General features: G+C 58.2%; 24 protein-coding genes. 9 read left to right on the top strand and 15 right to left on the bottom strand.

Annotated features, from left to right (window positions below; translation table 11 throughout):
* From ACTH3D_RS05765 to ACTH3D_RS05750, 4 genes are all read right to left on the bottom strand, one after another.
* On the bottom strand, positions 1-356 hold a 356-nt coding region (locus tag ACTH3D_RS05765), incomplete at its 3' end, for a hypothetical protein (RefSeq protein ID WP_441666113.1).
* Positions 353-661, bottom strand: coding sequence for a hypothetical protein (locus tag ACTH3D_RS05760; RefSeq protein WP_441666112.1), 309 nt, complete (start codon positions 659-661; stop codon positions 353-355). The genes ACTH3D_RS05765 and ACTH3D_RS05760, both read right to left, overlap by 4 nt.
* A 92-nt stretch (positions 662-753) precedes the next feature.
* Entirely contained in the window at positions 754-1533 is a 780-nt protein-coding gene (locus ACTH3D_RS05755) for a hypothetical protein (RefSeq protein ID WP_441666111.1), read from the bottom strand.
* 98 nt (positions 1534-1631) lie between these two features.
* Positions 1632-3002: a tyrosine-type recombinase/integrase gene (locus ACTH3D_RS05750; protein ID WP_441666110.1), complete on the bottom strand. Its 1371-nt coding sequence runs from the start codon at positions 3000-3002 to the stop codon at positions 1632-1634.
* Positions 3003-3800: 798 nt separating this feature from the next.
* Between ACTH3D_RS05750 and ACTH3D_RS05745 the strand changes: the two genes are divergently transcribed.
* Genes ACTH3D_RS05745 through ACTH3D_RS05735 form a run of 3 tightly spaced genes read left to right on the top strand, consistent with a single transcriptional unit; the run spans position 3801 to position 6595 of the window.
* The gene (locus ACTH3D_RS05745; RefSeq protein WP_441666109.1) at positions 3801-4796 is read left to right on the top strand and encodes a TRAP transporter substrate-binding protein; all 996 of its coding nucleotides are present in this window, start codon (positions 3801-3803) and stop codon (positions 4794-4796) included.
* Positions 4797-5336: a TRAP transporter small permease gene (locus ACTH3D_RS05740; protein ID WP_441666108.1), complete on the top strand. Its 540-nt coding sequence runs from the start codon at positions 4797-4799 to the stop codon at positions 5334-5336.
* Complete coding sequence (locus tag ACTH3D_RS05735) at positions 5333-6595, top strand: TRAP transporter large permease (protein WP_441666107.1); 1263 nt, start codon at positions 5333-5335, stop codon at positions 6593-6595. The genes ACTH3D_RS05740 and ACTH3D_RS05735 overlap by 4 nt, the downstream gene beginning before the upstream one ends.
* 8 nt (positions 6596-6603) lie before the next feature.
* Here the strand turns inward: ACTH3D_RS05735 and ACTH3D_RS05730 are convergent, their stop codons facing one another.
* From ACTH3D_RS05730 to ACTH3D_RS05700, 7 genes are all read right to left on the bottom strand, one after another.
* Entirely contained in the window at positions 6604-7602 is a 999-nt protein-coding gene (locus ACTH3D_RS05730) for an adenosine deaminase (protein ID WP_441666106.1), read from the bottom strand.
* A 204-nt stretch (positions 7603-7806) separates the two neighbouring features.
* A complete protein-coding gene (gene cydX / locus ACTH3D_RS05725) occupies positions 7807-7947 on the bottom strand; it encodes a cytochrome bd-I oxidase subunit CydX (protein WP_441666105.1) in 141 nt (46 codons plus the stop codon).
* Positions 7948-7958: 11 nt separating this feature from the next.
* Complete coding sequence (gene cydB, locus ACTH3D_RS05720; RefSeq protein ID WP_441666104.1) at positions 7959-9116, bottom strand: cytochrome d ubiquinol oxidase subunit II; 1158 nt, start codon at positions 9114-9116, stop codon at positions 7959-7961.
* A gap of 5 nt (positions 9117-9121) precedes the next feature.
* Entirely contained in the window at positions 9122-10729 is a 1608-nt protein-coding gene (locus ACTH3D_RS05715) for a cytochrome ubiquinol oxidase subunit I (protein ID WP_441666103.1), read from the bottom strand.
* 222 nt (positions 10730-10951) lie between these two features.
* The gene (locus tag ACTH3D_RS05710; protein WP_441666102.1) at positions 10952-12604 is read right to left on the bottom strand and encodes an amino acid ABC transporter ATP-binding/permease protein; all 1653 of its coding nucleotides are present in this window, start codon (positions 12602-12604) and stop codon (positions 10952-10954) included.
* An 11-nt stretch (positions 12605-12615) separates the two neighbouring features.
* Positions 12616-14295 (bottom strand): ABC transporter ATP-binding protein/permease, encoded by a 1680-nt coding sequence (locus ACTH3D_RS05705; protein ID WP_441666101.1) that lies wholly within the window; start codon positions 14293-14295, stop codon positions 12616-12618.
* 194 nt (positions 14296-14489) lie between these two features.
* The gene (locus tag ACTH3D_RS05700; RefSeq protein WP_441666100.1) at positions 14490-15473 is read right to left on the bottom strand and encodes a calcium/sodium antiporter; all 984 of its coding nucleotides are present in this window, start codon (positions 15471-15473) and stop codon (positions 14490-14492) included.
* Positions 15474-15643: 170 nt separating this feature from the next.
* Here ACTH3D_RS05700 and ACTH3D_RS05695 point away from each other — a divergent pair, with 170 nt between their 5' ends.
* The 6 genes from ACTH3D_RS05695 (at position 15644) to ACTH3D_RS05670 (ending at position 22623) form a co-directional block, all read left to right on the top strand.
* A complete protein-coding gene (locus ACTH3D_RS05695) occupies positions 15644-17029 on the top strand; it encodes a PqiA/YebS family transporter subunit (RefSeq protein WP_441666099.1) in 1386 nt (461 codons plus the stop codon).
* Entirely contained in the window at positions 17022-18701 is a 1680-nt protein-coding gene (pqiB, locus tag ACTH3D_RS05690; RefSeq protein ID WP_441666098.1) for an intermembrane transport protein PqiB, read from the top strand. The genes ACTH3D_RS05695 and pqiB overlap by 8 nt, the downstream gene beginning before the upstream one ends.
* The gene (locus ACTH3D_RS05685) at positions 18698-19312 is read left to right on the top strand and encodes a PqiC family protein (RefSeq protein WP_441666097.1); all 615 of its coding nucleotides are present in this window, start codon (positions 18698-18700) and stop codon (positions 19310-19312) included. Before pqiB ends, ACTH3D_RS05685 begins: the two co-directional genes overlap by 4 nt.
* A gap of 142 nt (positions 19313-19454) precedes the next feature.
* Positions 19455-20771 carry a DEAD/DEAH box helicase gene (locus ACTH3D_RS05680; protein WP_441666096.1) on the top strand — a complete coding sequence of 439 codons (1317 nt, stop codon included), beginning with the start codon at positions 19455-19457 and terminating at the stop codon, positions 20769-20771.
* 112 nt (positions 20772-20883) lie between these two features.
* Positions 20884-21384 (top strand): hypothetical protein, encoded by a 501-nt coding sequence (locus tag ACTH3D_RS05675; protein WP_441666095.1) that lies wholly within the window; start codon positions 20884-20886, stop codon positions 21382-21384.
* Positions 21385-21393: 9 nt separating this feature from the next.
* Entirely contained in the window at positions 21394-22623 is a 1230-nt protein-coding gene (locus ACTH3D_RS05670) for an MFS transporter (protein WP_441666094.1), read from the top strand.
* Between the two features lie 53 nt (positions 22624-22676).
* On the opposite strand, the gene ACTH3D_RS05665 is transcribed toward ACTH3D_RS05670, so the two are convergent.
* The 4 genes from ACTH3D_RS05665 to ACTH3D_RS05650 all read right to left on the bottom strand — a co-directional run.
* A complete protein-coding gene (locus ACTH3D_RS05665) occupies positions 22677-23093 on the bottom strand; it encodes an SRPBCC family protein (RefSeq protein WP_441666093.1) in 417 nt (138 codons plus the stop codon).
* Positions 23094-23192: 99 nt separating this feature from the next.
* On the bottom strand, positions 23193-25013 hold the full coding sequence (locus ACTH3D_RS05660; protein WP_441666092.1) for a SurA N-terminal domain-containing protein: 1821 nt from the start codon (positions 25011-25013) through the stop codon (positions 23193-23195).
* 189 nt (positions 25014-25202) lie between these two features.
* Complete coding sequence (locus ACTH3D_RS05655; protein ID WP_441666091.1) at positions 25203-25475, bottom strand: HU family DNA-binding protein; 273 nt, start codon at positions 25473-25475, stop codon at positions 25203-25205.
* Positions 25476-25650: 175 nt separating this feature from the next.
* On the bottom strand, positions 25651-26723 hold a 1073-nt coding region (locus tag ACTH3D_RS05650; RefSeq protein ID WP_441666090.1), incomplete at its 5' end, for a S16 family serine protease.

The following is a 26723-nucleotide window of genomic DNA, read 5'->3' as shown; positions in this document are numbered from 1 at the left end:
AACCACTGGCGCGGATCGCCGCCGGCTTTGACGCCTACCGACACCATCGCCCAGCGGTCGCGCTTAGGGATACCGGCAAACTTACACGCCCGGCGCCAGTGCATCAGGCGCGCGTCATCGGCAGGCAGTGCGAAGCGTACGCAACCAACGCGGTCGCGGTACTCCTCGAAAGCATGCGGGACCAGCAGGCCGCCTACCATGCGCGGCTTAGTGGCGGTGGGCTCCCAGAAGGGATGCGCAGAAAACCACATCAGCGGGCGCTCGCCAGCCATATCGGCACGACCTCGAAGCTCGCCGCTCTCCAGGATCGCTGGCAAGTGCTGGCGTTGGCTGGTGTAGTGGTAAAGGGGTTTCATGCCAACGCCCTCCCGGCCATGTGGGCCTCAGCAGTGCTGGCATAGGTATCACCATCAGCCAGCCATTCCAGAACGTCTTGCAGGCGATAGCGAACGGCACGACCGCGCTTCACAAAACGAGGGGCCGGACGGCCTAGCAGGCTGCCGGTGGTTCGGGCCTTGCGGGCGGTCGCTGGCTGGGCAGGGATCAGGTGTGGAAATACAGCGGCTTCTGGCAGCTCGATTAAAGCCGGGTCGAAGCCGTCGCGGTATCGGGCTAGGGCATTGGCGAGAATGTCGCCGGGTACTTGTGTCTTGGTAGACATTGAAGCGTCTCTATGTTGCTGGTTGACGCTTCAATAGTGGCCACAGCCAGGGCTGCCGTGGTGCAGGTGCAATTATGCAAAATGCAGATCAATTAGCCGCGCTTTTCCTCCCAAGCGTCCAAAGCATCGCTAAGCAACCGTTGCAGCTTGCTCTTGCTCATGCCGTAGACCTCGCCGGCTTGCTGGCTCATGACTTCGGCTATCTGGGCTTTGTTAGGCTTGTTGTTCCGCTGGTACCGGGGGGCTTGTTTGGCGACCGTTTCGGCCAGCAGCCCCAGCGCCTCAAGGGCTCGCAGCTCTTCGCCTTCGGCGGGCTCCCCAGATTCCTGCTCATCAAGGCTCGATATAAAGGCATCAACATCCTTCTTCAAGATAACTAGCTGATTTAAAGTCAGCCCACCAAACTGGGGCAGGTCTTCTTTATACTGGGCGCTATAATCAAACAGCATAAATAGTTCGCCTTGTAAGTCCGCGCTTTCTACGCCACACCATCCCAACCCATCTAGGCAAGCATCACCACCGGTGATGTCGCGTATCAACAGCGATTGAAAGAAGTCATGGTTGTAGCTTACTCGGTAAATGCCATCCAAAATCTCTGTTTTGGCCTCACAAGTTACGTCACCATATGGCACACGAACCATCGAAAACTCAACATCTCCCACTCTAAGTGGGACAGGCTCACCAAGGGTTCCCACAACGCGTTTTGCACGCTGACGTTGCAACATGACGCAAAGGCCAACATCCCCATCCAGTACCAGCTGCATTACATCACGAACAGTTACTCCCTCTCCAAGTTCAACGCTCAAACGTCGGGCTGCATCGTCCAAGGTGTACCACTTTTTACGCCCCAGCAGGCGGCTTTGAATACTCATTTGCGCCACTCCTCGCGCTCACTCCATATAAGGTTGGCCGGCCAACGTGGTGGAGTTGCCACGCTTTCGGGTGTACAGCCCTAGCCGGCCAATTCGGGTTAAACGTTGCTGGCTGCCACGCGGATCGCTGGCGCCTTGTTGCCCTCCTCCTCGGCTGGCGCCCTTGGCACCGCTTTGGCGAACGCCTCGACGGCATGGCGGGAATGATCCGGCCGCAGGTGGGCATAGAATTGAATGGTGGTCTGAATATCCGAATGAGCCATCAGTTTGGAAACCGTCAACAGGTCAACGCCGGCCATCACCAGTTGGCTGGCGAAGTTGTGGCGAAGGCTGTACAGCAGCAGGTCATCAGGTAGCCCGGCCAGTTTACGGACAGTCGCCCATGGCTTTTGCATCGCGGTGGGACTCATGCGCTTACCCTTGCGTGGCGACCGGAATACCAGCCCGGTGGTGGGCTCGCCTTGCTGTTGGTGCCATGCCTTCAGCACGCCCACGGCATCGGTGGATAGCGGGAAAGTCTGAGGTTCTTCGCGGTGGTGTGCCGTCTTTTCAATCGTCTTTCGGACGGTGCGAAACGACAGATTAATATGCTCCCAGCGCAGCCCGAACAGATCGCCAGGCCGCAAGCCGGTGTAGTACATGGTCAGTATCCAGGGGGCGACGTGATCCACATAGGCCACGCCGTCCAGGTCCGGCAGATACGCCTTACCGTGGGCGCGGCTATTGCGCCGCTGCTCTCGCTTGGCCTCTTGGTACGCCTCCAACCCGGCAAACAGCGCCTTGACCTCCTCGGCCTCCAAGTAGCGCCGCTGGGATGCTTGCTCGGCCATCTTCTCCTCAGTCATGGCCGGCCGTTGCAGCTTGACGCCCTTCAGCGGGTTGGCCGGTATCACCTTGCGCTCAGCCGCGTGCGCCAGCAGGCCACACAAAGCGTCATAGGACCGCTTAAGGGTGCCAAAGGCGCGGGGCTTGTTGGCGGCCTCTTGTTCGGCTTGCCAGCGCTCAACATCGGCCCGCGTCAGGCTGCCCATGGGGCTATTCAGCCAGTCGGGAAAGTCTTTCTCGATGCGTCGCAGGCTGCCGGCACCATCTTTCTTGCGATTCTGGTAGGCGGTGTAAGGGCCGGACAGGTAGGCGCCCAAGGTCTGCTGTTGCTGGCGCTGCTCCTCGGCCCTGGCTTCCTCCAGCACCGCGCGGGGGTCACCGCCCTGGGCGACAATGGCCAGCACTTCGGCGGCATCTTGACGGCCTTTGGCGGCTGTCATGTTGCCAACGCCATAGCGGCCAAGAGTCAGTACGCGACGCTTGCCAGCCAGATTGTAATAGGACACTCGCAACGAAAGGCCACGCTTGCCAGCGCGGACGTGGTAGCCGGCTTCGCTGTTGTCCCACACCTCACCACCTTCGGGCAGCTCCTTAGCGAGACGTTCCAGCGCTCTGGTGGTAAGCCGTTCTGTCTTTTCTTTCATACCCTTGGCCTCGATTTCTAGGTTCCAAATAGGTTCCATGGGTAGGATATAACGGGCTATAACGGGCTACAAGCAGCAAACAGCGATATACAGTCAAGCAATTGTTTTTATTGTGATATACGTTGCTTTTTGTTTCTATTCGTTTCTGCTTAAATATGGGGTAAACGCAATGGGGTTGCAAAGGTCGCAGGTTCGAATCCTGTCGTTCCGACCAAAATTACTAAAACCGCCGTCAGGGCATGCTTCTGACGGCGGTTTTTTGCGTGGGCAACATGAAAACGAAAATGCTAAAGCTGACAGCTGCCCTCGCCACTCTGTCGTCAATGATGACCGGCTGTGTTTCCATCATCGGTGAAGGGATGGGAACTTCGACATTACACTGGTTCTGCTCGAAGACGTAGCTGACGTAGCTATAGACATGATCAATAAAATGGAATGCATCGGCCAAATGTGATTCATCATTAACACTATCTTCGAGCGCTGCTTTATCTGGAGCAGGCAGCTCAGGCGGTGTCTGTGCTGTAGTGAATTCAAGGAGACAGAAGCGCGGGCTGGCAAGCCCGACACATACAGTTTAATTAAGTATAATTGTTGGCCAGAGCTGCCATCCATAGGGCTTAGGTGACTATCAGGTTAGGCGGGCTCGCAGCCATCGAGTGAAACTCTGTAAGCTGGGCTGACCTGCTATCCGCTGCCAGTACAGCGATGACCCAAAGCCGATTGACCTCTGGTCGCGTTACGGTGCATGCTTTTTGGCGTTTAACACCTCAAGATGCTGAGACAAAAAGGAAATCGATCATGAATGTGTTCACCCGCAGTACGCTGACTCTTTCCATGTCGCTGGCTCTGGCCGCTGGTGCTCAGGCCAGCGAGCTCTCCGATATGAATCCCGTTACCCTGCGTCTGGCTCATGTAGTCAACGAGCAGGACGGCTTTCATCTCGCTGCCGAGAAGTTCGAGGAGCTTGTTCAGGAGCGTAGCGAGGGCAAGATCGACGTTGAGCTCTACCCCAACGCTAGCCTCGGCGATGAACGCACCCTACTTGAGGGCATGCAGATCGGCACCGTCGACATGGGCGTAATCACCAACGGGCCGGTAGCCAACTTCCTTGAGGAGATGGCGGTGTTCGAGCTGCCCTTCCTTTTTCCTTCTCCAGAAGCGGCCTATGAAGTGCTGGACGGCGAGATCGGTCAGGAACTACTTGGCAGGCTCAGCGAAGTCAATCTCGTAGGGCTGGCCTACGCTGAGCGTGGCTTTCGTAACCTGACCAACAGCGAACAGCCCGTAACAACACCGGACGATATCGATGGCTTGCGTATCCGGGTAATGGAGAACCCGGTCTACGTGGACACCTTTCGTGAGCTGGGTGCCAACGCGGTTCCCATGGCCTGGACCGAAGCGCTGACCGCCATGCAGCAGGGCACTATCGATGGCCAGGAGAACCCGGTCAACGTCATCCACTCGTTCAAGCTCTACGAGACCCAGGATCACCTAACGCTTTCCCGGCATACTTATGCCCCGGCGATCTTCGTGATGGGCATGCCGACTTGGAACAAGCTGCCTGAAGCGGCCCAGGCAGTGCTGAAGCAAGCCGCACAGGAAGCCGCCGAGTACGAGCGCCAGATCAATGCCGAGATGGAAGCCGAACAGCTAGCTGAGCTTACCGACGCCGGCATGCAGATCGTCGATCAGCCAGATATCGCAGCCTTCCAGCAGGCTGTGGCACCGGTTTACGAGAAGTACGGAGAGCAGTTCGGCGACTACCTGCCGCGTATCCAGGAGGCACTCAAGTAAGTGTCCTCACTCGCCCACTCCCTGCTGCGTGTACTGCGGCAGAGTGAGCGCGCCCTCAACGCCGTCATTCAGCCCATCGTCTTCGCGGGCATGGCGGCGTTGATCGGTGTCATCACTCTACAGATCATCTCACGCGTATTTTTTACAGCTGTCGGCTGGACCGAAGAGGTCGCCCGCTTCCTGCTGATATGGATCACCTTTCTCGGCGCTACACTGGCCTTTCAGCGCGGTCGGCATATTGCTGTTACCTTTGTCGTCGATGCCCTGCCCAGTCTGCCCCAGCGGCTGTGCCGCACTGCCGCCACTCTGGTGGTGCTGGGCTTCCTCTCAAGCTTGGTGGTCATTGGCCAGGAATACATGCAGGTGCAGAGCTTCCAGCGCTCAGCGTCACTGCGCATCTCCATGACATGGGTCTATGCGATCATTCCGCTCACCGCAGGCATCATGACCTGGTATGCGCTGGTCGATCTTGCCGGACTGGCTCTGGGTGACAGCATCGTTCGCAAGGACGAGGATTCAGCCGGGGAGCCCGTCCCATGACGCTACTGCTATTCGCTCTGTTCGTCGTCTTCATGCTGCTGGGTGTCCCCATTGCACTGGCCATCGGCGCAAGCACTTTGGTAGCCCTCAACGCCGAGGGTGTGCCTCTAATGGTGGTCACCCAGCAGATGTTTCAGGGCATCAACTCTTTCGCCCTAGTCGCGGTACCGATGTTCATCCTGGCCGGCGACCTGATGGCAGAAGGCAAGGTCAGCGAGAAGCTTGTCGACTTCGCCGACTCGCTATTTGGCTTTCTCAAGGGCGGGCTGTCGATCGTCTCGGTAGGCGCGGGGATGTTCTTTGCCGCCATCTCAGGCTCTGGGGCCGCCACCACTGCTGCGGTGGGCTCAAGCCTGGTGCCCGAGCTGCGCAAGAAAGGCTATGAGCCAGCTTCCGCCGCCAGCCTGATCGCCGCCAGCGGTACCATTGGCGTGGTAATCCCACCATCGGTACCGATGATCATCTATGCGGTGATTGCCCAGCAGTCGGTGTCCAAACTTTTTCTCAGCGGCATCCTGCCCGGAGTCGCCATGGGTCTGGGTCTGTCCGCTATCGCCATCGTGCAGGCCTACCGCAGAAACTACCCGCGCGGCACCGCACTCTCTCTGGCAACCATCTGGCGCACCTTCCTGAGTGCCAGCTGGGGATTGATGACGCCAGTGATCATCCTTGGAGGGATCTTCACCGGAGTTTTCACGCCCAGCGAGGCGGCAGTGGTAGCGGTGAACTACGCCATGCTGGTGTCGCTGTTCGTCTACCGCGATCTGCGTCTGTCTGACGTGTACCGCATCTTGATCCGCTCGGCGATCACTACCTCCGTGATCATGTTGGTCATCGCTACCTCAGCGGTACTCAGCTGGACCCTTTCCAGCTGGCAGGTACCCGGTGCCATTGCTCATGCTGTGCTATCGCTGTCCACGAACCCGATGGTGATCATGCTGCTGGTGGTCGCAGTGATCCTGCTCACCGGTGTGTTTATCGAGACCGCCAGCGCGCTGATCATTCTTACGCCGGTGCTGTTGCCACTGGTCACCCAGCTGGGCATCGACCCGATCCACTTCGGGCTAATCATCGTGGTGGGGCTCGCTATCGGCATGATCACTCCGCCGGTGGCGATCAACCTCTATGTGGCCTCCTCGGTCACTCAGCTGCCGCTAGAACGTATTACCCGGGCGATCATTCCCTACCTGCTGGGACTGATTTGCGTTCTGCTGTTGGTGGTCTATGTGCCCATTCTGGCTGGCTGGTCGGGAAGCTAGTCAAGCGCTCAGACACTCAAGGCATCCATTCTCGCCAACAACGCCTCACGCCGCGCTTCACTCATGAAGGCGGCGTTGAGGGCGTTTCGCGCAAGCTTCTTGAATACCACCATATCCCAGCCGAAGGCCTGATGGCAGGCCAGGTAGTTGTCCAGCAGGCCGCCACCGAAGTAACTGGGGTCATCGGAGTTGAGGGTCAGCATGAGTCCGGCGTCAAGCATCGCGGGTAACGGATGGTCTTCCATACGCTCGACTACCTTGAGGCGCACATTCGACAGCGGACAGACCGTCAGCACCCTTCGCTCATCACGCAGGCGCTCAACCAGGGCGGGATCCTCCATGCAGCGCACACCATGATCGATGCGCTCAACGTCAAGAATATCCAGCGCTTCATAAATATAGGCTGGCGGACCTTCCTCACCGGCGTGGGCAACACGGGCCAGTCCCAACTCAGCGGCGCGGGCAAACACCTGCCGAAACTTCGATGGCGGATGTCCAAGCTCTGCGCTATCAAGGCCGACAGCAGCAAAGTGCTCAAGGTATGGAATGGTGGACTCCAGCAGTTCGGCGGCCTCTTCTGCAGGTCGGTCACGCAGGAACGCCAGAATCATCGCGCTACTGAGATCCAGCTCACGCTGTGCCCTACTGCGGGCGCGATTCAGCCCTTCGATCACGGTTTCAAGTGCAATGCCGCGTGCCAGATGCGCCTGTGGATCAACATGCAACTCAATATGCACAACACCTTCGCTGTGGGCCAGCTCGAAGTAGTCCATGGCGAGATCTTCGAAATCCTGAGCAGTCTTCAACACCTGCATACCTTGGAAGTACACGTCGAGAAACGATTGCAAATCCGTAAACTCATAAGCGGCATAAATATCGTCAACCGATGTATAGCGCAGCGGCATGCCGTTACGCTCGGCCAGACTCATCATGCGCTCGGGTGTCAGTGTGCCCTCAATGTGCAAGTGCAACTCAGCCTTGGGCAGACGCAGTAGTTGGTTGTACACGACAGGCTTCCTTTTCACGGAGAATAACCACTCATCCTCGAAGATTCGCCGGTATCTTGCAAAGCCTGCTGTGCAAAGGTTGCAAACAGACCACATTTGACAAAAAAACAGGCCGGCAGTATGTGCTTCCTGCACGTACTACCGGCCTGTTTTTTACTGCTGGTGGCGCGCTAACGGCGCCGATACTGACTCACTATCGATACCTCAGAACGCATCGCGCCCTGACTTGGTGGACTCCTCATCCCCTTCCAGCACACGGTCATGCTCGAGCTCAAGCCACATCGCGTTAACAATGGCGAACACCGCTGCCAGAGGGAGCCCCAATAACCAAGCGAAATACCACATATCCGTTCTCCTTAGTAGCTGTGACCATCAGTGACATCAGTTTCCGTCACCTTGCCCCACAGCACCTTGTATACCCAGGCGGTGTAGCCAAGGATCAGCGGCAGGAATATGACCGTCGCGAAGAGCATGACAAACAGCGTCAGATGAGAAGACGAGCTGTCCCACACGGTCAGCGATGAGTTTGGGCTGATAGATGAGGGGAGGAAGAACGGGAACATCAGCAGACCCACCGAGGAAATCGCCCCGAAAATACCCAGCTTGGACCACAGCAGCGTAGAACCCTCACGGCCGGCACGTAGGCCAATTACTGTCATCAGCATGCCAAGCAGGCCCAGTACCGGACCTGCCATCGCCCACGGCCGTTCGGCATAGCTGTCTAGCCAGCTACTGGTACGCGCGACCTCAGTCAGTAGCGGGTTGGACGGTCCGTTGGCCTCGGGACTGTTGACCAATTCATAACCTTCGATGCCAAACATCAACCACACGCCAGCGAGCACGAAGCCAACGATGGTCACCACCCCCGTTACACTGCCGATGGCACGCGCACGCGATGCAACGACACCTTCGGCCTTGAACGACAGCCAAGCGGCACCGTGAGTCACCAGCATCATCAGTGAGACAGCGCCTGCCAGCAGCGCAAAGGGCCTCAGCAAGCCGAACAGCTTGCCCAAAAAGCTACCGTGGTAGAGCGTGAACAGATCCGGCGTCAGCTCGAAGGGCACACCCAGCAACACGTTGCCGACGGCAACACCGAACAGTAGCGCCGGCACGGAGCTTCCGATAAACAGCGCCCAATCCCATGAAGCGCGCCAGGCAGTAGAGTCGCGCTTGGAGCGATACTTGAAGGCTACCGGACGCAGGATCAGCGCTGCCAAAACCAGGAACATGGCCAGGTAGAAGCCGGAGAAACTGGCCGCATACAACGGCGGCCAGGCGGCAAAGATGGCACCGCCACCCAGGATGAACCATACCTGGTTGCCTTCCCACACCGGGCCAATCGTATTGATCGCAACACGACGTTCAATATCTGTCTTGCCAACAAAGGGCAGCAGTGCTCCCACGCCCATGTCAAAGCCATCGGTCATCGCAAAGGCGATCAGCAGAACGCCAAGCAGCAGCCACCAGATGACCCTCAACACGTCATAGCTAATGAACTCATGTAAAATCATGGCAGTTACTCCGCAGTCGCAAGGTGGCTGTTGTCGTCCTGAACACTCAGACGACGCTTGTGTTGTGCCATCCAGGCTTCGGTCTCTTCAACATCTTCGACCGGGCCCTTGCGGATGTACTTGAGCATCAGCCCCATTTCCACAATGAACAACACAGTGTAGAACAGGGTAAAGCCCGCCAGCGTGAACAGCAGATCTGCAATCGAGAGATGGCTGACTGACAACGCTGTTGGCAGCACACCATCGACTGTCCAGGGCTGGCGACCATACTCAGCAACAAACCACCCCAGTTCTGCAGCAATCCAGGGTGCCGGAATGATAACGACTGCCAGACGCAGCGCCCAACGCGGATAGTCGTGGCCACGGAAGCTGGTGCGCCAGAAGAAGTAAGCCATCAGGATGATAAAGCCAAAGCCCAGCCCAACCATGATGCGGAATGCCCAAAACAGCGGAAAGACTTCAGGCAAGGTATCATCAGTCGCCTGAGCAATCTGAGCCTCAGTTGCTTCACGCGGGTCGTCCACGTAACGCTTGAGCAGATAAGCGTAGCCCAGGTTCCCGCCATGCTCTTCAAAGATGTTACGCACCTCAGAGCTTGTCTGCTTACGATCCTCACGGATTGTCATCAACGCGTCGTAAGCAATGATGCCAGAACGGATACGCTCCTCGGACTCCTGCAGCAGTTCCTTGATGCCTTCAATCGGTGTGTTCAATGAACGTGTACCGATGAGGCCCATGACGTGCGGAATGTGGATAGCATATTTTGTCTCGCGGGCTTCCTGATCAGGAATACCTACCAAAGTGAATGCAGCGGGAGCTTCTTCGGTTTCCCACATGGCTTCCATGGCAGCCAACTTCATCTTCTGGTCGTGGGTGGTCAGGTAGCCAGACTCGTCGCCAAGAACAACCACCGACAGCGCTGCAGCCAGGCCAAACGAACAGGCAACTGCAATCGAACGACGTGCCAGGTCGACGTGCCGCCCTTTGAGCAGATACCAGGCCGAAACACCCAGCACAAATACCGAAGCCGTCACATAGCCAGCGGACACCGTATGCACGAACTTGGCCTGGGCCACCGGGTTGAAAAGCACATCAAAGAAGCTGGTCATTTCCATGCGCATGGTTTCAGGATTGAATTCCGCACCGACCGGGTTCTGCATCCAGCCGTTGGCTATCAGGATCCACAGCGCCGAAAAGTTGGAACCAATCGCCACCAGCCAAGTCACCACCAAGTGGCCAATTCTGCTCAACTTGTCCCAGCCGAAGAAGAACAGCCCGACAAACGTCGCTTCGAGGAAGAAGGCCATCAGCCCTTCAATTGCCAGCGGCGCGCCGAAAATGTCGCCTACATAGTGACTGTAGTAGGACCAGTTCATGCCGAACTGGAATTCCATGGTAATACCGGTAGCCACACCAATGGCAAAGTTGATGCCAAACAGCAAACCCCAGAATTTCGTCATTTGACGCCAGATCACTCGGCGGGTCATGACATACACAGTTTCCATGATCGCAATGATCACTGACAGCCCTAACGTCAGTGGTACGAAAAGGAAGTGATACATCGCGGTCAGTGCAAACTGTAATCGCGACAGCTCAACGATATCGAGATCCATGTCTGGGCTCTCCCTGGTTCAGGACTACTCACCATCACAACCCGGTGAGCAGAAGACAGTTAATGGACCTGGCCGGTGCCAGCATCCCTGCATCTCTCACGAGACTCTCACTACGAGGGCACAGAAATCCTCCCTGGCCTCAACAACCCAAAGACGGAACTTCATCGCTGCGAAGAAATCCATCCGTATTGTTATTTATATCCATAATGCACAAGCTTATCGTCACAAACGCAGCTTCACTTGTCTATCGAATACCGGGTGGTCAGCACTGCGGTGTAAGGTCGCAAGTATCGCAGCACCAGGCAGATAGCGGCGTATTCCTTCAAGCACCTGATCGGCCGTTTGTTCGTCCAGTCCTTCAGTCGGCTCATCCAGCAACAGCAGTTCAGGCCGGTTTAGAATACCCCGCGCCAAGGTCAATCGCTGGGACTGACCACCTGATAGCCCCTCCCCGCCCTCGCCCAACCGCGCCCCCAGTCCACCGCGCTCAGCAATGACCTCGCGCAGCGCAACGGCCGCCAGCGCCTCCCACAGCTCGTCGTCGCTAGCGTCGCGGGCAAGGCACAGGTTCTCGCGGATGCTGCCGGCGATCAGCGCGCTGCGCTGCGGCACCACAGTTACCCGCTCACGCAGGGCCAACTCCAGCCAATCGCATGGGGGAACGCCCTTGAGCAAAATACTGTCGTTACTGACGCAATCGTCATTACCATTCTCTCCAGCACCGCTGGTCGTGCTGTCACCCAGCCCCGCTATCTGCATCAGCAGCGTGCTTTTACCACTCCCGCTGGCACCCGTAAGGGCCACGGTATCGCCAGGGTTAAGCTCCAGCGTCAACTGCGTGGTATTCACCACAAGCAAAGGTGCCTCAGAGTCTCCACTAACATGCTTGGCTGAGTCTCTTCTGGGTTGCTGCAGGCTCTCATTGATACGCCGAGCAGCACCGCTCATCCTGCCGAAATCCGCCACGCCGCGCTTGAGTGGCAGAATGGTCTCAGCCAAGGCCAAGGCCACAAAGATGCCCATGCCACCGACTGCCGGGCTGACCACGCCCTGGGTTACCAGCCCGCCACCGACCACCAGCGTCAAACCCGCCACAGCGGACACTAGCAATGACACGGCAGCTTCGGCCGAGCGCTCGGCACTATCCAGCTCACGGGCGGCCTGACGCGACTGACCGTCAATGTTGAGCAGGCGGGCTTCACGCTGCCCCAGAACACCGCCCAGGATTACCGCCTGGCGGTCGCGCAGCAAATCGATGGTAGCGCGGCGCAGCGCCTGGGCTCTTGACTCAACGGTTTCCGAGGGTTCCAAACTACGCCGTGCCAGCCACCAGAAGATCAGCGCTGTCAGCGGCATGTAACCTGCCAACAGCGCCCAGGCCACCCGCCAGTCAGCGAGCCAGCCCATCATCACAAACACGACCAGCTGTGTGACAAGTGCTGCCAGGGCCGGTAACGCCAGCCTTAGTACCACCCCATCTAGGGCATCCACATCGGATACGATGCGAGTCAGTGTTGCTTCGCTGCGCAACCGCGCCAGCGCCCTGCTGTGGAACAGCGACTGACGTCTAAGCAAAGTGACACGCAGCGCTGCCAGGGCACGCAAGGTGGCATCATGGGTCAGCAGGCGTTCGCCATAGCGCGATATGGTTCTTCCCAGCGCCAGGAAGCGCACGCCAGCCGACGGCCGGAATACATCAAACGCAATACCAACCCCGGTAATGCCCGCAATGCCGGTAGCAGTGATGAACCAGCCGGACAGACCTAGCAGCCCGGCCCCCATCAGCAGAACGATGACGGCCAGTAGTGCGCCGCGGGTCATGGCCCAGGGCGAGGCAGACACGAGCAGACGCACAATGGGCACTAATGACTTCATGGCGCTTGGTCTCATTGCGCTACCCTCATCAGCTTTATCTCCACCGCCCGATTCATGGCTTCAACCAAAGCAGGATCATGCGTTGCTACGATCAGGCTGTGCCCATCCTCTTTTAGGCGGCACAGCGCGCGAATGACCTGAGCTGCGGTATCTGGATCAAGGTCAGCGGTAGGCTCGTCGGCAAGAATCAGCTCGCGTCCGCTCAACACAGCACGCGCAATCATCAGACGCCGCGCTTCACCGCCAGACACCCCGCCACCACTCTGCCCTAGCCGAGAATCCAGCCCCTCTGGCAGACGCTCAACAAACTGGCGAGCTTCAGCCAGCGCCAGCGCAGGCCAGGGGTCAGCCCCGCGACCCTCAGGGTCAAGCCACTCGCGCAGAGTGTGATCTGAAAAGTGTGGTACCTGTGGGATCAGGCTAATGCGCTGCCGCCAAGCGTCCGCCGTGGTGTCATCTAGCACGCTGCCGCATACGATGACCTGTCCGGCATTGATAGGAACTAACCCGGCAATCGCCGCCAGCGCGGTCGTCTTGCCCGCACCGCTGGGGCCGGTGAGTGCCAGCGACTGACCGGCGCTCAGAGTGAAATCGGGTAACGCCACCTGACGGCCCGGCAGCTCTGCTACAGCTCCGCTGAGCGTCAGGCTCAGCGCGCCGGGCAAGGGCGCCACCGCCTCTGCGCGGCCGACAAAACGCACACGTTCAGCGCTATCCAGGGCATCCAGCTCAGTAACCACGGCCAAACCATCGGCACGATCATGCCAGGCAGCAGCAAGGTCACGGAACGGCTGAAAGAACTCCGGAGCGATCAGCAGCAAAAACAGGCCTTCGCCCAGAGTAAGCGGTGTGCTCCAGCTACCGAAGGTGATTTCGCCCAACAGCGAAAAGCCAATGAACACCGCCAGCATGGCCACGCCGATGGCGCTGAACAGCTCAAGTACAGTGGATGACAGGAATGCCACGCGCAACACCGCCATGGTGCGGCTACGCAGCGCTTCGGCACGGCTGGTAAAGTCGGCAGCGGCACGCTCAGTGGCCCCCAGCAGGCGGATGTCCAGCATCGCCGACAGACGCTCCATGAGCATGCTGTTCATGGTGCTGATTTCATCCATCTGCTTGCGCGAAGCGTCTTCGGCAGCCATGCCGACCAGCGCCATGAAAATGGGAATCAGTGGCCCTGCCACCAGCAGCACCAGCCCAGCAACCCAGGAGACATAGAAGGTCAGGCCGACGAGCACCAGCGGCAGCACAGAGACGCGCGTCATGGCCACGTAATAGCGGGTAATCCACGGCTGCAGCAGTGGCAGTTTCTGCACCAGCAGTGCAGCAATTTCAGCAGAGCTGGCGCTAGCCCTGGCACGGGCTTCGCGAGTGATCAACAGGTTGCGTTCGCGTCTGATGGTCTGGTCGGCCGCATCAAACAGATGACCACCGGCGCGCTTAACCAGCAGCGCACGTATCAGTCCACCGAGCACAAAGAAACCGGCCGCCCACAGAGTACGCCCTGTTTCACCTGCCACCCAACCAGAAATGGCCCAAGCCACAAACACCGCTTGAATAGGCCAGATCAGGCCCGAGATCACCGACAGCACACTAGCACGACGCAGCTGGCGCGATACCGGTGCAATAATGCGCTGTTGAGCGCTATGCCTGAGAGAAGAGGTTTTCTCGTACGGGGAACCGCTCATCAGCTTACCTTATCAAGAGTTCACCGCACTGCGCTCGGGCAGCAACTACCTGAGAGCAGACATTATTTTTGCGCGGTAACAGATGCTCCTGAGTCTGAAGGATACTGTGACGATCAGCAAAAGCTGTCCCGGTATTGCGACACTATGTCACTGCTCGATGTCACTGCTCAGAAGCGGCCTCTGTCGCATTGCTTTCAAGCCCTGGCCGCTGAAATCACCAGGTAGACCATCAGCGCAGTATAGGCGCAATACACGGCCAGCAGCACTGCACCTTCAAGACGGTTTATCCGTCCTGGCCGGCCTTTACGCCAAGCAATAGCAAACAGCCCCAGCAGAATAGTCAGTGCCGTCATTACCCCCCAGTCACGCAACAGCACGTCCGGCCCCACCTCTATCGGTGAAATGATGGCGGCCAAGCCTACCACGCCCAGGGTGTTGAACAGATTGGACCCCACTACGTTGCCCAGCACCATGTCGTGCTCTTTGCGCCGCAGAGCACTGATGGATGAGGCAAGCTCTGGCAAGGAGGTACCGATAGCAACTACAGTGAGGCCGATAATCAGATCGCTGACGCCAAACCCTTCTGCGATCTCGACGGCACCCCACACCAGCACTCGTGAGCTGGCCATAAGCAGAACCAGGCCGATCAGCGTCCATGTCAGTCCCGCGCGCAGGCTCATGACGTTCTCTACCAGTGCTTCACTATCGATGGCCTGTGGGTCTCTGCCGTTTTTCATGCCGATGGCAACACTCAGGCCGATAAACGCCGCCAACCCAAGCAGTAGAATACCGCCCTCAAGACGGGTAAAAGCACCACCCAGCATGAACAGCGCCGACACTAGGGTCGCCAACCCGAGCAACGGCAGCTCACGCCTGACCACGCTGGAGTTTACTGTTAGCGGAGATACCAAAGCCACCAGTCCGAGAATCAGTCCGATATTTGCAATGTTGGAGCCATAGGCATTACCCAGCGCCAGTCCGGGGTTACCGTCACTGGCAGCAATCGCCGACACCACCAGCTCCGGCGCTGAAGTGCCAAAGCCGATAACCAGTAGGCCAATCAGCAGGCTGGGCACACCCAGTCGGGCCGATGTTGCAGCAGCACCTTCTACGAAGCGGTCGGCGCTCCATACCAGCAAGGCCAGCCCAGCCACTACCGCCGCTAGTGCAAGTAACATTAATTGTCTCCTGAAAATGGAACTAAAGGTCGCGAATCCTTGACTATGCTAACGCTCACGTCAACATATCAGCTCGTATTTCATAACTGTCGTTCCGCCAGTCCAAGGATTTCCACCAGGTGGCAAAATTCAGCCCACGCCAAATCAGGTTTCCCCAGCAGGCTCCCTTCGTGGACCGCACGCCACCGGAACAGCGCGTTTCCCGGCGGCGCCTACGCGCCTGCCACGAATGTGACTGGCTTATGGCCCTACCGCCGCTGGCCTCCGGCGAACAGGCACTATGCCCACGCTGTGGCCACGCTGCGGTAACACGTCACCGCTATCCGGCCCAACGCAGCATGGCACTGGCGATTACCACGCTGATCCTGCTGGGCTTGGCGCTTGGCTACCCGTTTCTGTCTTTCAGCACCAGCGGCATCAGTAACCGTATCGAACTGATAGAGGCATCGACAGAGCTGATCTACTTCCATGAGCCACTGGTTGCGATGGCCGTATTATTGACTACCATCGTGTTGCCGGCGGTCTACCTGACCGGTGTGATCTGGGTCCAAGCGGGTCTGCTGACCGGCAAGGCCCTACCCATGAGCCGACACATCGCCCGTTCGCTGGTACATCTCTATCCGTGGATGATGGTGGATGTGTTTCTGATCGGCACCCTGGTCAGCCTGATCAAGATTGCCAGCCTGGCAGACGTCACTCTAGGTCCATCATTTTGGGCCCTTGGCGCTTATGCCTTGCTGCTGCTGGCCACCACACAATCGGTCGATCGCGACTGGCTGTGGTTTGCGCTGGCTGGCGAGCCTCCTGCGCCGGACAACGCCAGAACCGGGGAGACTGCTGCGCCTCAGAGGCTCAGTGGTTGCTCCACCTGTGGCCTGGTCAATCGCGTGGATGATACTGGCCATGGACGCTGCCAGCGCTGCGATGAACCCCTGCACCTGCGCCGACCGCACAGCCTGCAACGCACTTGGGCGCTTCTGGCCGCGTCTGCAGTAATGTATATTCCGGCTAACGTCTATCCGATCATGACCACCACAAGCCTTGGCAGCAGCACCTCCAACACCATTGTTGGCGGTGTTATAGAGCTGGTTAACATGGGCTCCTGGCCGATTGCTCTGGTGATATTGATCGCCAGCGTTATTGTACCGTTGGGCAAGCTGATCGCTCTGGTGTGGCTGTGCAGCGTCGCGCCACGCGCCGGACAGCTCAATGCCCTATCGAGAACCCGCCTGTACCGATTGACCGAGTTTATTGGTCGCTGGTCGATGGTCGATATTTTTGTGGTTGCCATCCTGGTTGCGCTGATTCGTGCCGGTAACCTGATGTCAGTCACACCTGGCCCGGCAGCACTTGCTTTTGCTTCCGTCGTGGTGCTGACCATGCTAGCCGCCAAGAGCTTTGAACCCCACCTACTTTGGGACTATGCCAACGAGGGGACTATGCCAACGAGCCGGGAGAATCAACCTGCGCCAAGAAGCCCGATCCCGACAATGGCCCCATCAATGACTCCACCAAAGAAACAGGGCCCGCAGACAAGGAACAGCCTGCATGAATGACCAGACCCAAGAGTCACCTCCCGAGGATAACCACCGCGCTCGTACAGCGCGTCAGGCCCCCGTGTCGCCCATCTGGCTTGTCCCTATAGTGGCACTACTGATCGGTGCCTGGCTGGCCTACCAGCACTATGCTAGCCGTGGCCCGCTGATTACGCTGACCACTGAGAGTGCCGACGGCATCGAGGCCGGAAAAACACTGATCAAAACCCGCAGTGTTGATATTGGCAGCGTCGAGAAGTTGTCGCTGTCAGAAGATCTGGCCCAGGTAATCATTCAGGCACGCATGAAGCCCGAAGCCGAGCCACTGCTGGTGGATGACACCTCGTTCTGGGTCGTCAGACCGCGTGTTGGTCGCGACGGCATCAGCGGCCTGGGTACAGTATTATCTGGCGCCTACATCCAGCTTGAGCCCGGCCAGAGCCATGAGGAAGCACGCAACTTCACGATTAGCGACCAACCACCCGTTGCACCGCCTGGCGCCAAGGGGCTTCATCTCAACTTGATCACCCAGGCAGCCAGTTCACTGAGCGTCGGTGATCCGGTCACCTTCCAGGGGCTGTCTGTCGGGCGCATTGAAGAAGCCGACTTTGACGTGACATCTCGCGAGATGCATCACCGGGTGTTTATCAGAAGCCCCTACGATGAGCTGGTCACCACCAACACACGCTTCTGGACCTCGACAGGAATTGACCTGAGCCTCGGTTCAGAGGGTATCCAGTTCCAGATGGCATCCTTTGAAACCATCATCAACGGCGGCGTAACCTTTGGCGTACCGGAAGGCATGCCACCAGGCGAGCTGGCCTCACAGAACAGCACCTACGAGCTGTTCGGCAATTCCGCAGAAGCCCAGGAAGGAACCTTCGACCTTTATCTAAAATATGTCCTGCTGTTTGAAGACAGCGTACGCGGCCTTTCGCGTGGTGCACCGGTTGAGTTTCGCGGTATTCGCATCGGCACAGTAGAAAGTGTGCCCTGGGAATTCAACGCGCCCCAGCCCCAGGGCCGCGACCGTCTGGCCATTCCGGTATTGATACACCTCGAGCCCCAGCGCCTGGATGACAGTGGAAATATCGACCTGGCGGAATGGAAAAAGCGCTTCGACGGACTGTTCAACGCCGGGCTGCGGGCCTCACTGAAAAGTGGCAGCCTGCTGACCGGCGCGCTCTTTGTGGACGTGACCTTTGATGAACAGCGCGCCGGCACCTATCAGGCTGAGACTTTCGCTGACGAGAGTGTTTTCCCGACCACTTCTGGAGGCTTGGCGCAGATCCAGGGGCAAGTCACTGCCCTGCTCGATAAACTTAACCATCTTGAGGTCGAGCCAATCCTGGCCAACCTGGACCGCAACCTCGCCACGTCTGAGGAAATGCTCAACCAGATCAATCAACTGACCGCTGAGCTGCGTGACCTGTTGGGTGACGAAGACACCCGCAAACTGCCTGCGACACTGAACAACACTCTTGTGGACCTGCAAGCCACACTTAAAGGTATTTCCCCCCAGTCAAATGCCTATCAGGAGCTGACCACCACCCTGCATGAAGTCAGACGCCTGATACGTGACTTGCAACCCGCCGCGCGTAAGATCAGCGATGATCCGCGTTCACTGATATTCGAGGGCCCCAAGGCCGATGACCCGATGCCCCGCGCACCCAACCAGAGGAGGCAGCCATGATCCGCTTCACAATCCCGAAGGTGTTGATTGGTGCGTTGTTGATTGGCAGTCTGCTGGCGGGCTGTGCCAGCAATGTCAGCCCGCCCAGCACCTACCTGCTGCCATCAGCAGCTAGTGCAGGTAGCAGCGCTGCAGCCTCTGTTTCAGGTAATGCGCCGCTACTGGCCATTCGTGCTATACACCTAGCGCCATTTCTTGAGGTCAAGGGCATTGTCTTTCAGCTCGATGACGTGCGCCTTCAAGAGGCCAGTAACCACCAATGGGCTGAGCCGCTGGGTGCCGTCATAGAGCGCGGGATTCGGGACCGGCTGGCCGACCGACTGCCCCAGGGGCGCGTGATGCTGAATCGCGATATCAACGCAGACACTCCCGCGCTCAGCTTGCAGGTGGAAGTTGATCAATTCCAGGGGCTCCATACCGGGTATGCGGCGGTCAGCGGTCAATGGCAGCTAAGTGACTCAGCCAACCGGACTCTGGTTCAGCGACGCTTTGATATCCAGGTACCACTAGCCAGCGATGGATATCCTGCGCTGGTCCGGGCCCTCTCCAGCGGACTGGATCAGCTGTCAGACGAGATCAGCACACACTCCAACAGGCTGCAGGGTCTGTGAGCCTATGGCATAATGCGGTAGCTCACGGCATTGCAAGTCCCTCCTGCTGTGGTCCTACTGTCTATTTTCTTATCCCTCGTCCTGCTCGGGACTGCGTGACCACTCTGGTCAATGCGAGCCGGGACGTTGCTGCGGAGACTGCATGTCCTTTTCCGAACTCGGCTTGCGAGCCGAACTGCTGAGCGCCATTGAAGCGCAAGGCTATACGACACCGACGCCCATTCAGCTCAGGGCAATACCTGCTGTTCTGGCTGGTGATGACCTGTTAGCCAGCGCCCAGACCGGCACCGGCAAAACAGCGGGTTTTACACTGCCAATGCTGCAGCGACTGGCGGACGGTGCACGCCCGGCGCCACGCAGTATCCGGGCGCTGGTTCTCACCCCAACACGAGAGCTCGCAGCCCAGGTAGGCGAGAGCGTGCGTGATTACGGTAAACAATTGCCGCTCAAGTCACATATCATTTTTGGCGGTGTCGGCCAACAGCCCCAGGTAGATGCCCTGCGCAAGGGGCTGGATATTCTTGTTGCCACCCCCGGACGCTTGCTTGACCTGCAACAGCAAGGCCATGTTTCACTGGCCAATGTTGAGATACTGGTTCTGGACGAAGCCGACCGCATGCTCGACATGGGCTTCATTCATGACATCCGCAAACTGCTCGCCTTGATGCCTGAAAAGCGCCAGAACCTGTTGTTTTCTGCCACCTTCTCAAACGAGATCCAGGCCCTAGCCAATCGCCTGCTGGACAACCCGACAATGATCGAAGTCGCACGGCGCAACACCACCGCCGAGACCGTCGACCAGGCCGTCTACCGCGTGGACCGTGAGAAGAAGCGTGATTTGCTGGCCCATCTCATCAAGGAACAGCAGTGGTATCAGGTGCTGGTGTTTACGCGCACCAAGCATGGCGCTAACCGCCTTGCCGAGCATCTGGAAAAACACGGCATCTCGGCCATGGCAATTCATGGCAACAAAAGCCAGTCAGCGCGTACGCGTGCGCTGGGCGCTTTCAAGGCAGGCAAGCTCCAGGCGCTGGTCGCCACGGATATCGCGGCTCGCGGGCTGGATATCGATGAGCTGCCTCACGTGGTCAACTTCGAGCTACCAAACGTGGCCGAAGACTACGTACACCGCATTGGCCGCACCGGTCGTGCCGGCAGCAACGGCCAGGCCGTATCGCTGGTGTGTGTCGACGAGCATGGCCTACTCAACGGCATTGAGCGTCTGATCAAGCGCGACCTGGTCAAGCATATCGAACCCGGGTTCGAGCCAGACCCAAATGCCAAGCCTGAACCCATCGAAAATGGCCGCAACAGGGGTGGGGGTGGCGGTCGCGGGCGCGGCAACCAGTCCGCTGGAAACCGTGGCCAGAGCCAGCGCGGGCGCAGCCAAGGTAATGGTGCGTCTGATGGGCAGCAGCGTCCACCTCGCCGCCGTCAGCGTAGCCGCCAGCAGGCCTGAGTCTGAGTCACAGCGCCAGCTCCCCGCTTGTCACCCTATCGTCATTTTCTCGACACCTTCTCGCCTGGCGGCCACTAAACCGGCCGCCATTGATCGTCAAAAGGAAGACGCCATGTCAACCGACACGATTCACGACTACCACCGCTGGCTCAACTTTCAGCGTCAGGCACAGCTAGACCGCGAGCACCGCGGCGCCGTTTCCCGCCTGGATGAAGCGGGTGTTTCCGCTACACGTATGATCGAGGCCTACCGCAGCATGGCCGAAAAAGCCGCCAGCGAACGGGCCTGCTATCGCACCCTCTTTCAACGCGCTTACGAGGGAGGTCACCACGCTACCTGCGAAGGCTGGCTGTTCGTGCGTCGCGTGCTGGCGGAAGAGGGGAAAACACTGGTACGTGCCACCCTCATGACAACCTTCACTCTGACGGATGGCGTCATGACAGCAGACCAGGCGCCAGTCGAAAAGCTGACTCTTGAAGTCTTCGACCAGCTCAAGCTCGATTCAGGTATTGCCAGCGTCGCCCGGGTTGACCGTGCTGACCGCAGCGGCGATGTTCAGTTTATTGCCCTTCTCGACAGCGTCCGCGCTGACGCCAACCGCCAGATGAGCTGAACACTCTGCATGTTGCCTATTACCTATGATCGCCAGCGGCCAGGGCGCATTAGCTTTATCGTACTGATGGTACTGGTCGGACTGAACCTACGCCCGGCGCTGTCTTCTCTTGCGCCATTGGTACCGCGTATCGAACGCGAAGGCGAACTGTCAGTGCTGATGCTGTCATCGCTGACGACGCTCCCCGTACTGTGCCTGGGCCTGTTTGCGCCGCTGGCACCCTGGCTAACCAGTCGCCTGGGTATTGAGCGCAGCCTGGCGCTGGCCATGATCATCCTAGCCGCAGGCCTTGCCCTGCGCGGCCTGGCTTATGCCCCGCCATTGTTTCTGGGCACCCTAATGGCCGGCGCGGCGATTGGCATTGCCGGCACGCTACTGCCGGCACTGGTCAAGCGCGAATTAGCGGGCAGTGCGGACCTGATGACCGGCGTGTATACCATGGCCCTGTGTCTGGGTGGCGCCATGGGCGCCGGGCTCAGCATCCCGCTGGCCAACGCGCTAGGCAGCTGGTCAGCCAGCCTCATGGCATGGGCCAGCCTGGCCCTGCTTGCACTGATGGCCTGGTGGTGGATCATGCCGCAGCCGGCACCTGATCGGCAAACCTGGGTCTCAAGCGGCCACACCCGCGCCCTGCTTCGTCAGCCCCTCGCCTGGCAGATCATGTTGTTCATGGGGAGCCAGTCGTCACTCGCTTACATCGTATTTGGCTGGCTACCCACGCTGCTGGTCAAACGTGGCTACAGCGAAGGTGAAGCCGGCTGGCTGATGAGCCTGTCCGTACTCACCCAGCTGGTTTCTGCTATCGCTGCGCCCTGGTTTGCACGCATACACAGTGATCAGCGTCCAGCGCTGCTGCTGGTTCTGAGCCTGGTAGGTGGCGGCCTGTGGCTGCTGCTGGCAGGTCCTGCAGCGCTGCGCTGGCCCGGTGTCATCATGCTCGGGCTTGGGCAAGGCGGCTCGTTCAGCTTAGCCCTGACGCTGATTGTACTGCGCAGTGGAGACGCCAGTATTGCCGGGAAGCTTTCCGGACTGGCCCAGGGGGGCGGCTACACGCTGGCGGCCATGGGGCCATTGATGGTCGGGCTGTTGCTGGACGCAAACGTTGGCATTACGCGTATTACCTGGCTGCTGATGGGAGTGCTGTGCTTTGCCGCCGTGATGGCATGGCTAGCAGGACGCCAAAAGCGTATGGAAGTTAACAACCAGGGCCAATTGGTCACAACAGACCAGCGCCGCTGAAACATCCCAGCGGATGACTGGCTGGATAGCGTACAGGACGATTTGCCCAGGCCTCAGCTGCCAAGACGCTCAGCCACCCGGTCGAGGATCTGCTGGCTTACCTTGTTGACCAGTGGCTGCGTCGCTTTGCGAACGGCCTTCTCCAACAGACGACCCTTGACCTCATACTCCAGCGTCAGCACCACTTCGGTGCCCTCTGGCACCGCTGTCAGTTCATAGCGCCCGCTGTTGCGCACGCCTTTAACGGACTTCCATACCAGAACCTCAGGGGCACGCGATTCAGTAACAACAACCGTAAAACTCCAATCCATACCGACGGCATGCACATTCCAGCAGTAATGATCCGCATCCAGACGCTCGATGGAACGGATAAGGTCAGAATAGTCGGCGAAATCTTCAACTCGACTGAGTAAAGCAAAAACACGCTCCGGAGGCGCCGTCAGGACAGCACGATGTTCAATAGTCGCCATAGGGCTTCCTTGTACACTAATTGAAACAGAGCCGGCACCCAGGGGATGCGCGGCTCTGTTTGTCATCATTGGACTGTTGGAACTTACGTCAGTCTGACATCAGTGTCGCACGATTTTTGCTTCATCATGCAAATACTGCAGCAGTCCATCCAGTGTGCCAGTGGCACGTATCTGCTGAGACAGGCGGCTGACGAAAGCGTTACTCTGCGGATTGGCTTCTTCAAGACTAACACCCTCAAGGGCGATCAATATCACGCCACTTTTGCCAGCGACCTGTGAATACACCGGCTTGCCGTCTTGGGGGTGTGGCAGGCGAAACACTTTGTCGATCACCACATTGGGCAGCCGGTCACTTTGCTGACGGGTAACATTGGCCTGTGACCAGTCGGCAGTGGCATTGCTGCTGCCTTCACGCAGCTCAGCCAGCAGTTGTTCGCCACGCGCCAGTAGCGCCTCGCGGGTCTTGTGATTGGTAACCGCGGTCGCAACTTCATCACGTACCTTGTCCAACGGCAGGGTCGTCTCATCGCGATGTTCACGCACACGGACTACCATACGGCGGTCCTTGCTCAGCTCAAGTACTTCACTATTGAAGCCTTCAACCAGAACATCTGCAGAGAATGCCTGTTGCTCCACACCCGGTTCGATAAAGAGCCCGCTGCTGTCACCACGTGACAACCAATCAGTTGTCTGGCGCTGTAGGCCAAGCGTCTCTGCCACGCTGTCCAGATCATCGGCAGCGAAACTTTCATCGATCAGCAGCTGAACACGCTCATTGAAAGCATCGTCCACTTCGGCAATCGCCAGACGTTCGCTCAAACGTTCACGGGCCTGCTCGAAAGGCTCCTGTTCGATCTCAGTCACCTGGATCAAGTGCAAGCCATTATCAGTTTCCACGATATCGGACACCTGGCCTTCATTCAGAGCAAAGGCGGCATGATCAAATGTCTCACCCAGGAAGCCTCTGGTGATAACGCCAATATCGCCGCCCTGCTCACTGCTGCTGCCATCTTCGGATACTTCTGCCGCCAGCTCAGCAAATGACTCGCCATCGGCCAGACGCGCCTTAACAGCCTCGAGCTGCTCAACTGCCTCTGCACGGCTGCGCTGGTCGCCTAAAGTGACCATGATGTGCGACACCCGCCGGTCAGCATCAGCTGCATCCGCCAGCCAGGCCTCGCGCAGCGCTTGTTCATCGATCTCAATGGCCTCCGCCATCTCGCCGCGATCAACTACCAGATAATCGAGCCGGACCTGCTCAGGACGCAGATAGTCGCCTCGGTGAGCGTCATAGTAACTGACCAGATCGTCTTCAGTGACCTCAATAGGGGTATCAAGATCCGCTTCGTTCAGATGCCGGTAGCGGAAAGTCCGCAGTTGGCGCTGAAGCTCAAGCAGCCGCTGATTTTCAACGTCCAGGGCAAAGTCACTACCTACCAGGCCTTCTTCCAGCTGCTCACGCTCAAGATCGGTGCGTAGCTGCTGGCGAAATCCCATGGGTGTAAATCCGGCACTGGCAATACGATTACGAAACTGCTCGCTTGAAAAGCGCCCCTGGGCATCCTGAAACTCTGGCAGGCTGACAATGAACCGGTCAATCTGCTCCTCTGACAGGTAAAGTCCGCCTTTCTCGATGTACTGGGCCATCAGTAGGTCATTGATCATGACCTCCAGCAGCTCAGCTCGCGCCTGACGCTCCTGCTCCGGTGCTATCTGACCACTGCGGATGGCGCGTTGCAGCGTGAAATCAAGCTGCTGGCGGGTAATCGGATCGCCATTGACGGAAACGAGCTCGTCGCCATCGCTGCCCAGCAATCCCACCAGTGACTCCACTCCGAACAGCGCCATAGTGACGACTACGGCACCAATGATGACCTTAACGACCCAGCTCTGGGAGCGATCACGAATATCTTGCAGCATGCAGGCACCTGCTTGTCGAACGCGGATGACAGACTTCAGGCGGTATTTCTGTGGCGACTCGTGCATTATGCAGCAGGCGCAACAGCTGTCCCGCAAAGCTGTCAGTTCATCAATACAAAAAAGCGCACCGTATGGACGGTGCGCCTATTTATGTCCGTATCAACCATGAAACCGTCTTGGCAGACTGTCTCAGTTGACGGCATCCTTGAGCGCCTTGCCGGCCTTGAAGCTAGGCACTTTGGCGGCGCTGATCTGAATCGGCTCACCTGTCTGCGGATTACGGCCGGTGCGTGCAGCACGGTCCTTGACAGAAAAGGTGCCAAAACCAACCAGAGAAACGTTGTCACCTTTTTTCAGGCTGTCCGCCACGGCATCAGTCATGGCATCCAGTGCCCGAGCTGCGGCGGCTTTTGGAATATCGGCGGACGCAGCAATCGCTTCGATCAGCTCAGACTTGTTCACTCTTCACCCCTTGACTTTTTCAGATTTAACTATTAACGATGTAATGTCATAATCACACATCGCGGTACAGATATGGCGCTAACTTATAACAATATGATGATTTCACTGTCAATAACATTAACGTCAAAGCCAGACGATGCCTGGCTTCAGCCAACGACATTACATCAAAATCCCTTCAGTGTGTACTGATCACCGCTTGTGACGACGCTGTATCTTCCACCCGTTTTTCTTCCTTGCCGGCAGACGCTTTTTCAGCTAAAGCCACTTCCAGCACGTCATCAATCCAGCGAACGGGCAGGATTTCCAGCGCATCCTTGATGTTATCAGGTACTTCCTTGAGGTCACGCCGGTTTTCTTCCGGAATGAGCACGGTCTTTATACCACCCCGCCTGGCTGCCAGCAATTTCTCCTTGAGGCCGCCAATAGGCATCACTTCACCCCGCAAGTTGACTTCGCCGGTCATTGCCACGTCACAGCGCACCGGACGCTGGGTATAAGCCGACACCATGGCCGTCACCATGCCTATGCCCGCACTGGGGCCATCCTTGGGCGTGGCGCCTTCTGGCACATGGATATGCAGGTCCTCCTTCTCGAAGCGCTGCGGGTCAATGCCAAGCGCAGCAGCCCGGGCTCGAACGACTGTCTGGGCCGCACTCACCGACTCCTTCATGACATCGCCCAGTGAGCCTGTCTTGTCGATGCGTCCCTTGCCAGGAGTCAGCACCGACTCGATACTGAGCAGCTCGCCGCCGACTGACGTCCAGGCAAGCCCTGTCACGCGGCCGACCTGGTCCTCCTGATCAGCCAGCCCGTAGCTGTAGCGGCGCACACCGGCATACTGCTCGACATCACTAGCACACAGCTTGTCCGGCGCCTGAGCCCCTTCCTGGGATTCTTTTTCAAGACGCTTACGCAACACCTTACGACATACCTTGGCAATCTGGCGCTCAAGCTCACGCACACCGGCCTCACGGCTGTAGTAGCGAATCAGCTCAAGTACTGCATCATCAAAAAACTCAAGCTCATCATCCTTGAGGCCATTGGCCTTGAGCTGCTTGGGTATCAGATAGCGTTTGGCGATGGCCAGCTTTTCGTCTTCGGTATAGCCCGGCAAGCGGATCACTTCCATGCGGTCGAGCAGCGGCCCAGGAATATTCATCGAGTTGGCGGTACAAATGAACAGCGTCTCGGACAGATCGTAGTCCAGCTCCAGATAGTGGTCGCTGAAGGTATCGTTCTGCTCCGGAT

The organism is Halomonas sp. (assembly GCF_052095765.1).
GTDB lineage: Bacteria > Pseudomonadota > Gammaproteobacteria > Pseudomonadales > Halomonadaceae > Halomonas.
Note: the sequence above shows the minus strand (reverse complement) of the source record. Positions and strands in the feature narration are given on the sequence as shown.

Excerpts from the sequence above, each read along its gene's own strand:
- ACTH3D_RS05760 (WP_441666112.1), bottom strand. The coding sequence starts at position 661 with ATGTCTACCAAGACACAAGTACCCGGCGACATTCTCGCCAATGCCCTA.
- ACTH3D_RS05755 (WP_441666111.1), bottom strand. The coding sequence starts at position 1,533 with ATGAGTATTCAAAGCCGCCTGCTGGGGCGTAAAAAGTGGTACACCTTG.
- ACTH3D_RS05750 (WP_441666110.1), bottom strand. The coding sequence starts at position 3,002 with ATGAAAGAAAAGACAGAACGGCTTACCACCAGAGCGCTGGAACGTCTC.
- ACTH3D_RS05745 (WP_441666109.1), top strand. The coding sequence starts at position 3,801 with ATGAATGTGTTCACCCGCAGTACGCTGACTCTTTCCATGTCGCTGGCT.
- ACTH3D_RS05735 (WP_441666107.1), top strand. The coding sequence starts at position 5,333 with ATGACGCTACTGCTATTCGCTCTGTTCGTCGTCTTCATGCTGCTGGGT.
- cydX (WP_441666105.1), bottom strand. The coding sequence starts at position 7,947 with ATGTGGTATTTCGCTTGGTTATTGGGGCTCCCTCTGGCAGCGGTGTTC.
- cydB (WP_441666104.1), bottom strand. The coding sequence starts at position 9,116 with ATGATTTTACATGAGTTCATTAGCTATGACGTGTTGAGGGTCATCTGG.
- ACTH3D_RS05715 (WP_441666103.1), bottom strand. The coding sequence starts at position 10,729 with ATGGATCTCGATATCGTTGAGCTGTCGCGATTACAGTTTGCACTGACC.
- ACTH3D_RS05710 (WP_441666102.1), bottom strand. The coding sequence starts at position 12,604 with ATGAAGTCATTAGTGCCCATTGTGCGTCTGCTCGTGTCTGCCTCGCCC.
- ACTH3D_RS05705 (WP_441666101.1), bottom strand. The coding sequence starts at position 14,295 with ATGAGCGGTTCCCCGTACGAGAAAACCTCTTCTCTCAGGCATAGCGCT.
- ACTH3D_RS05700 (WP_441666100.1), bottom strand. The coding sequence starts at position 15,473 with ATGTTACTTGCACTAGCGGCGGTAGTGGCTGGGCTGGCCTTGCTGGTA.
- pqiB (WP_441666098.1), top strand. The coding sequence starts at position 17,022 with ATGAATGACCAGACCCAAGAGTCACCTCCCGAGGATAACCACCGCGCT.
- ACTH3D_RS05685 (WP_441666097.1), top strand. The coding sequence starts at position 18,698 with ATGATCCGCTTCACAATCCCGAAGGTGTTGATTGGTGCGTTGTTGATT.
- ACTH3D_RS05680 (WP_441666096.1), top strand. The coding sequence starts at position 19,455 with ATGTCCTTTTCCGAACTCGGCTTGCGAGCCGAACTGCTGAGCGCCATT.
- ACTH3D_RS05675 (WP_441666095.1), top strand. The coding sequence starts at position 20,884 with ATGTCAACCGACACGATTCACGACTACCACCGCTGGCTCAACTTTCAG.
- ACTH3D_RS05670 (WP_441666094.1), top strand. The coding sequence starts at position 21,394 with ATGTTGCCTATTACCTATGATCGCCAGCGGCCAGGGCGCATTAGCTTT.
- ACTH3D_RS05665 (WP_441666093.1), bottom strand. The coding sequence starts at position 23,093 with ATGGCGACTATTGAACATCGTGCTGTCCTGACGGCGCCTCCGGAGCGT.
- ACTH3D_RS05660 (WP_441666092.1), bottom strand. The coding sequence starts at position 25,013 with ATGCTGCAAGATATTCGTGATCGCTCCCAGAGCTGGGTCGTTAAGGTC.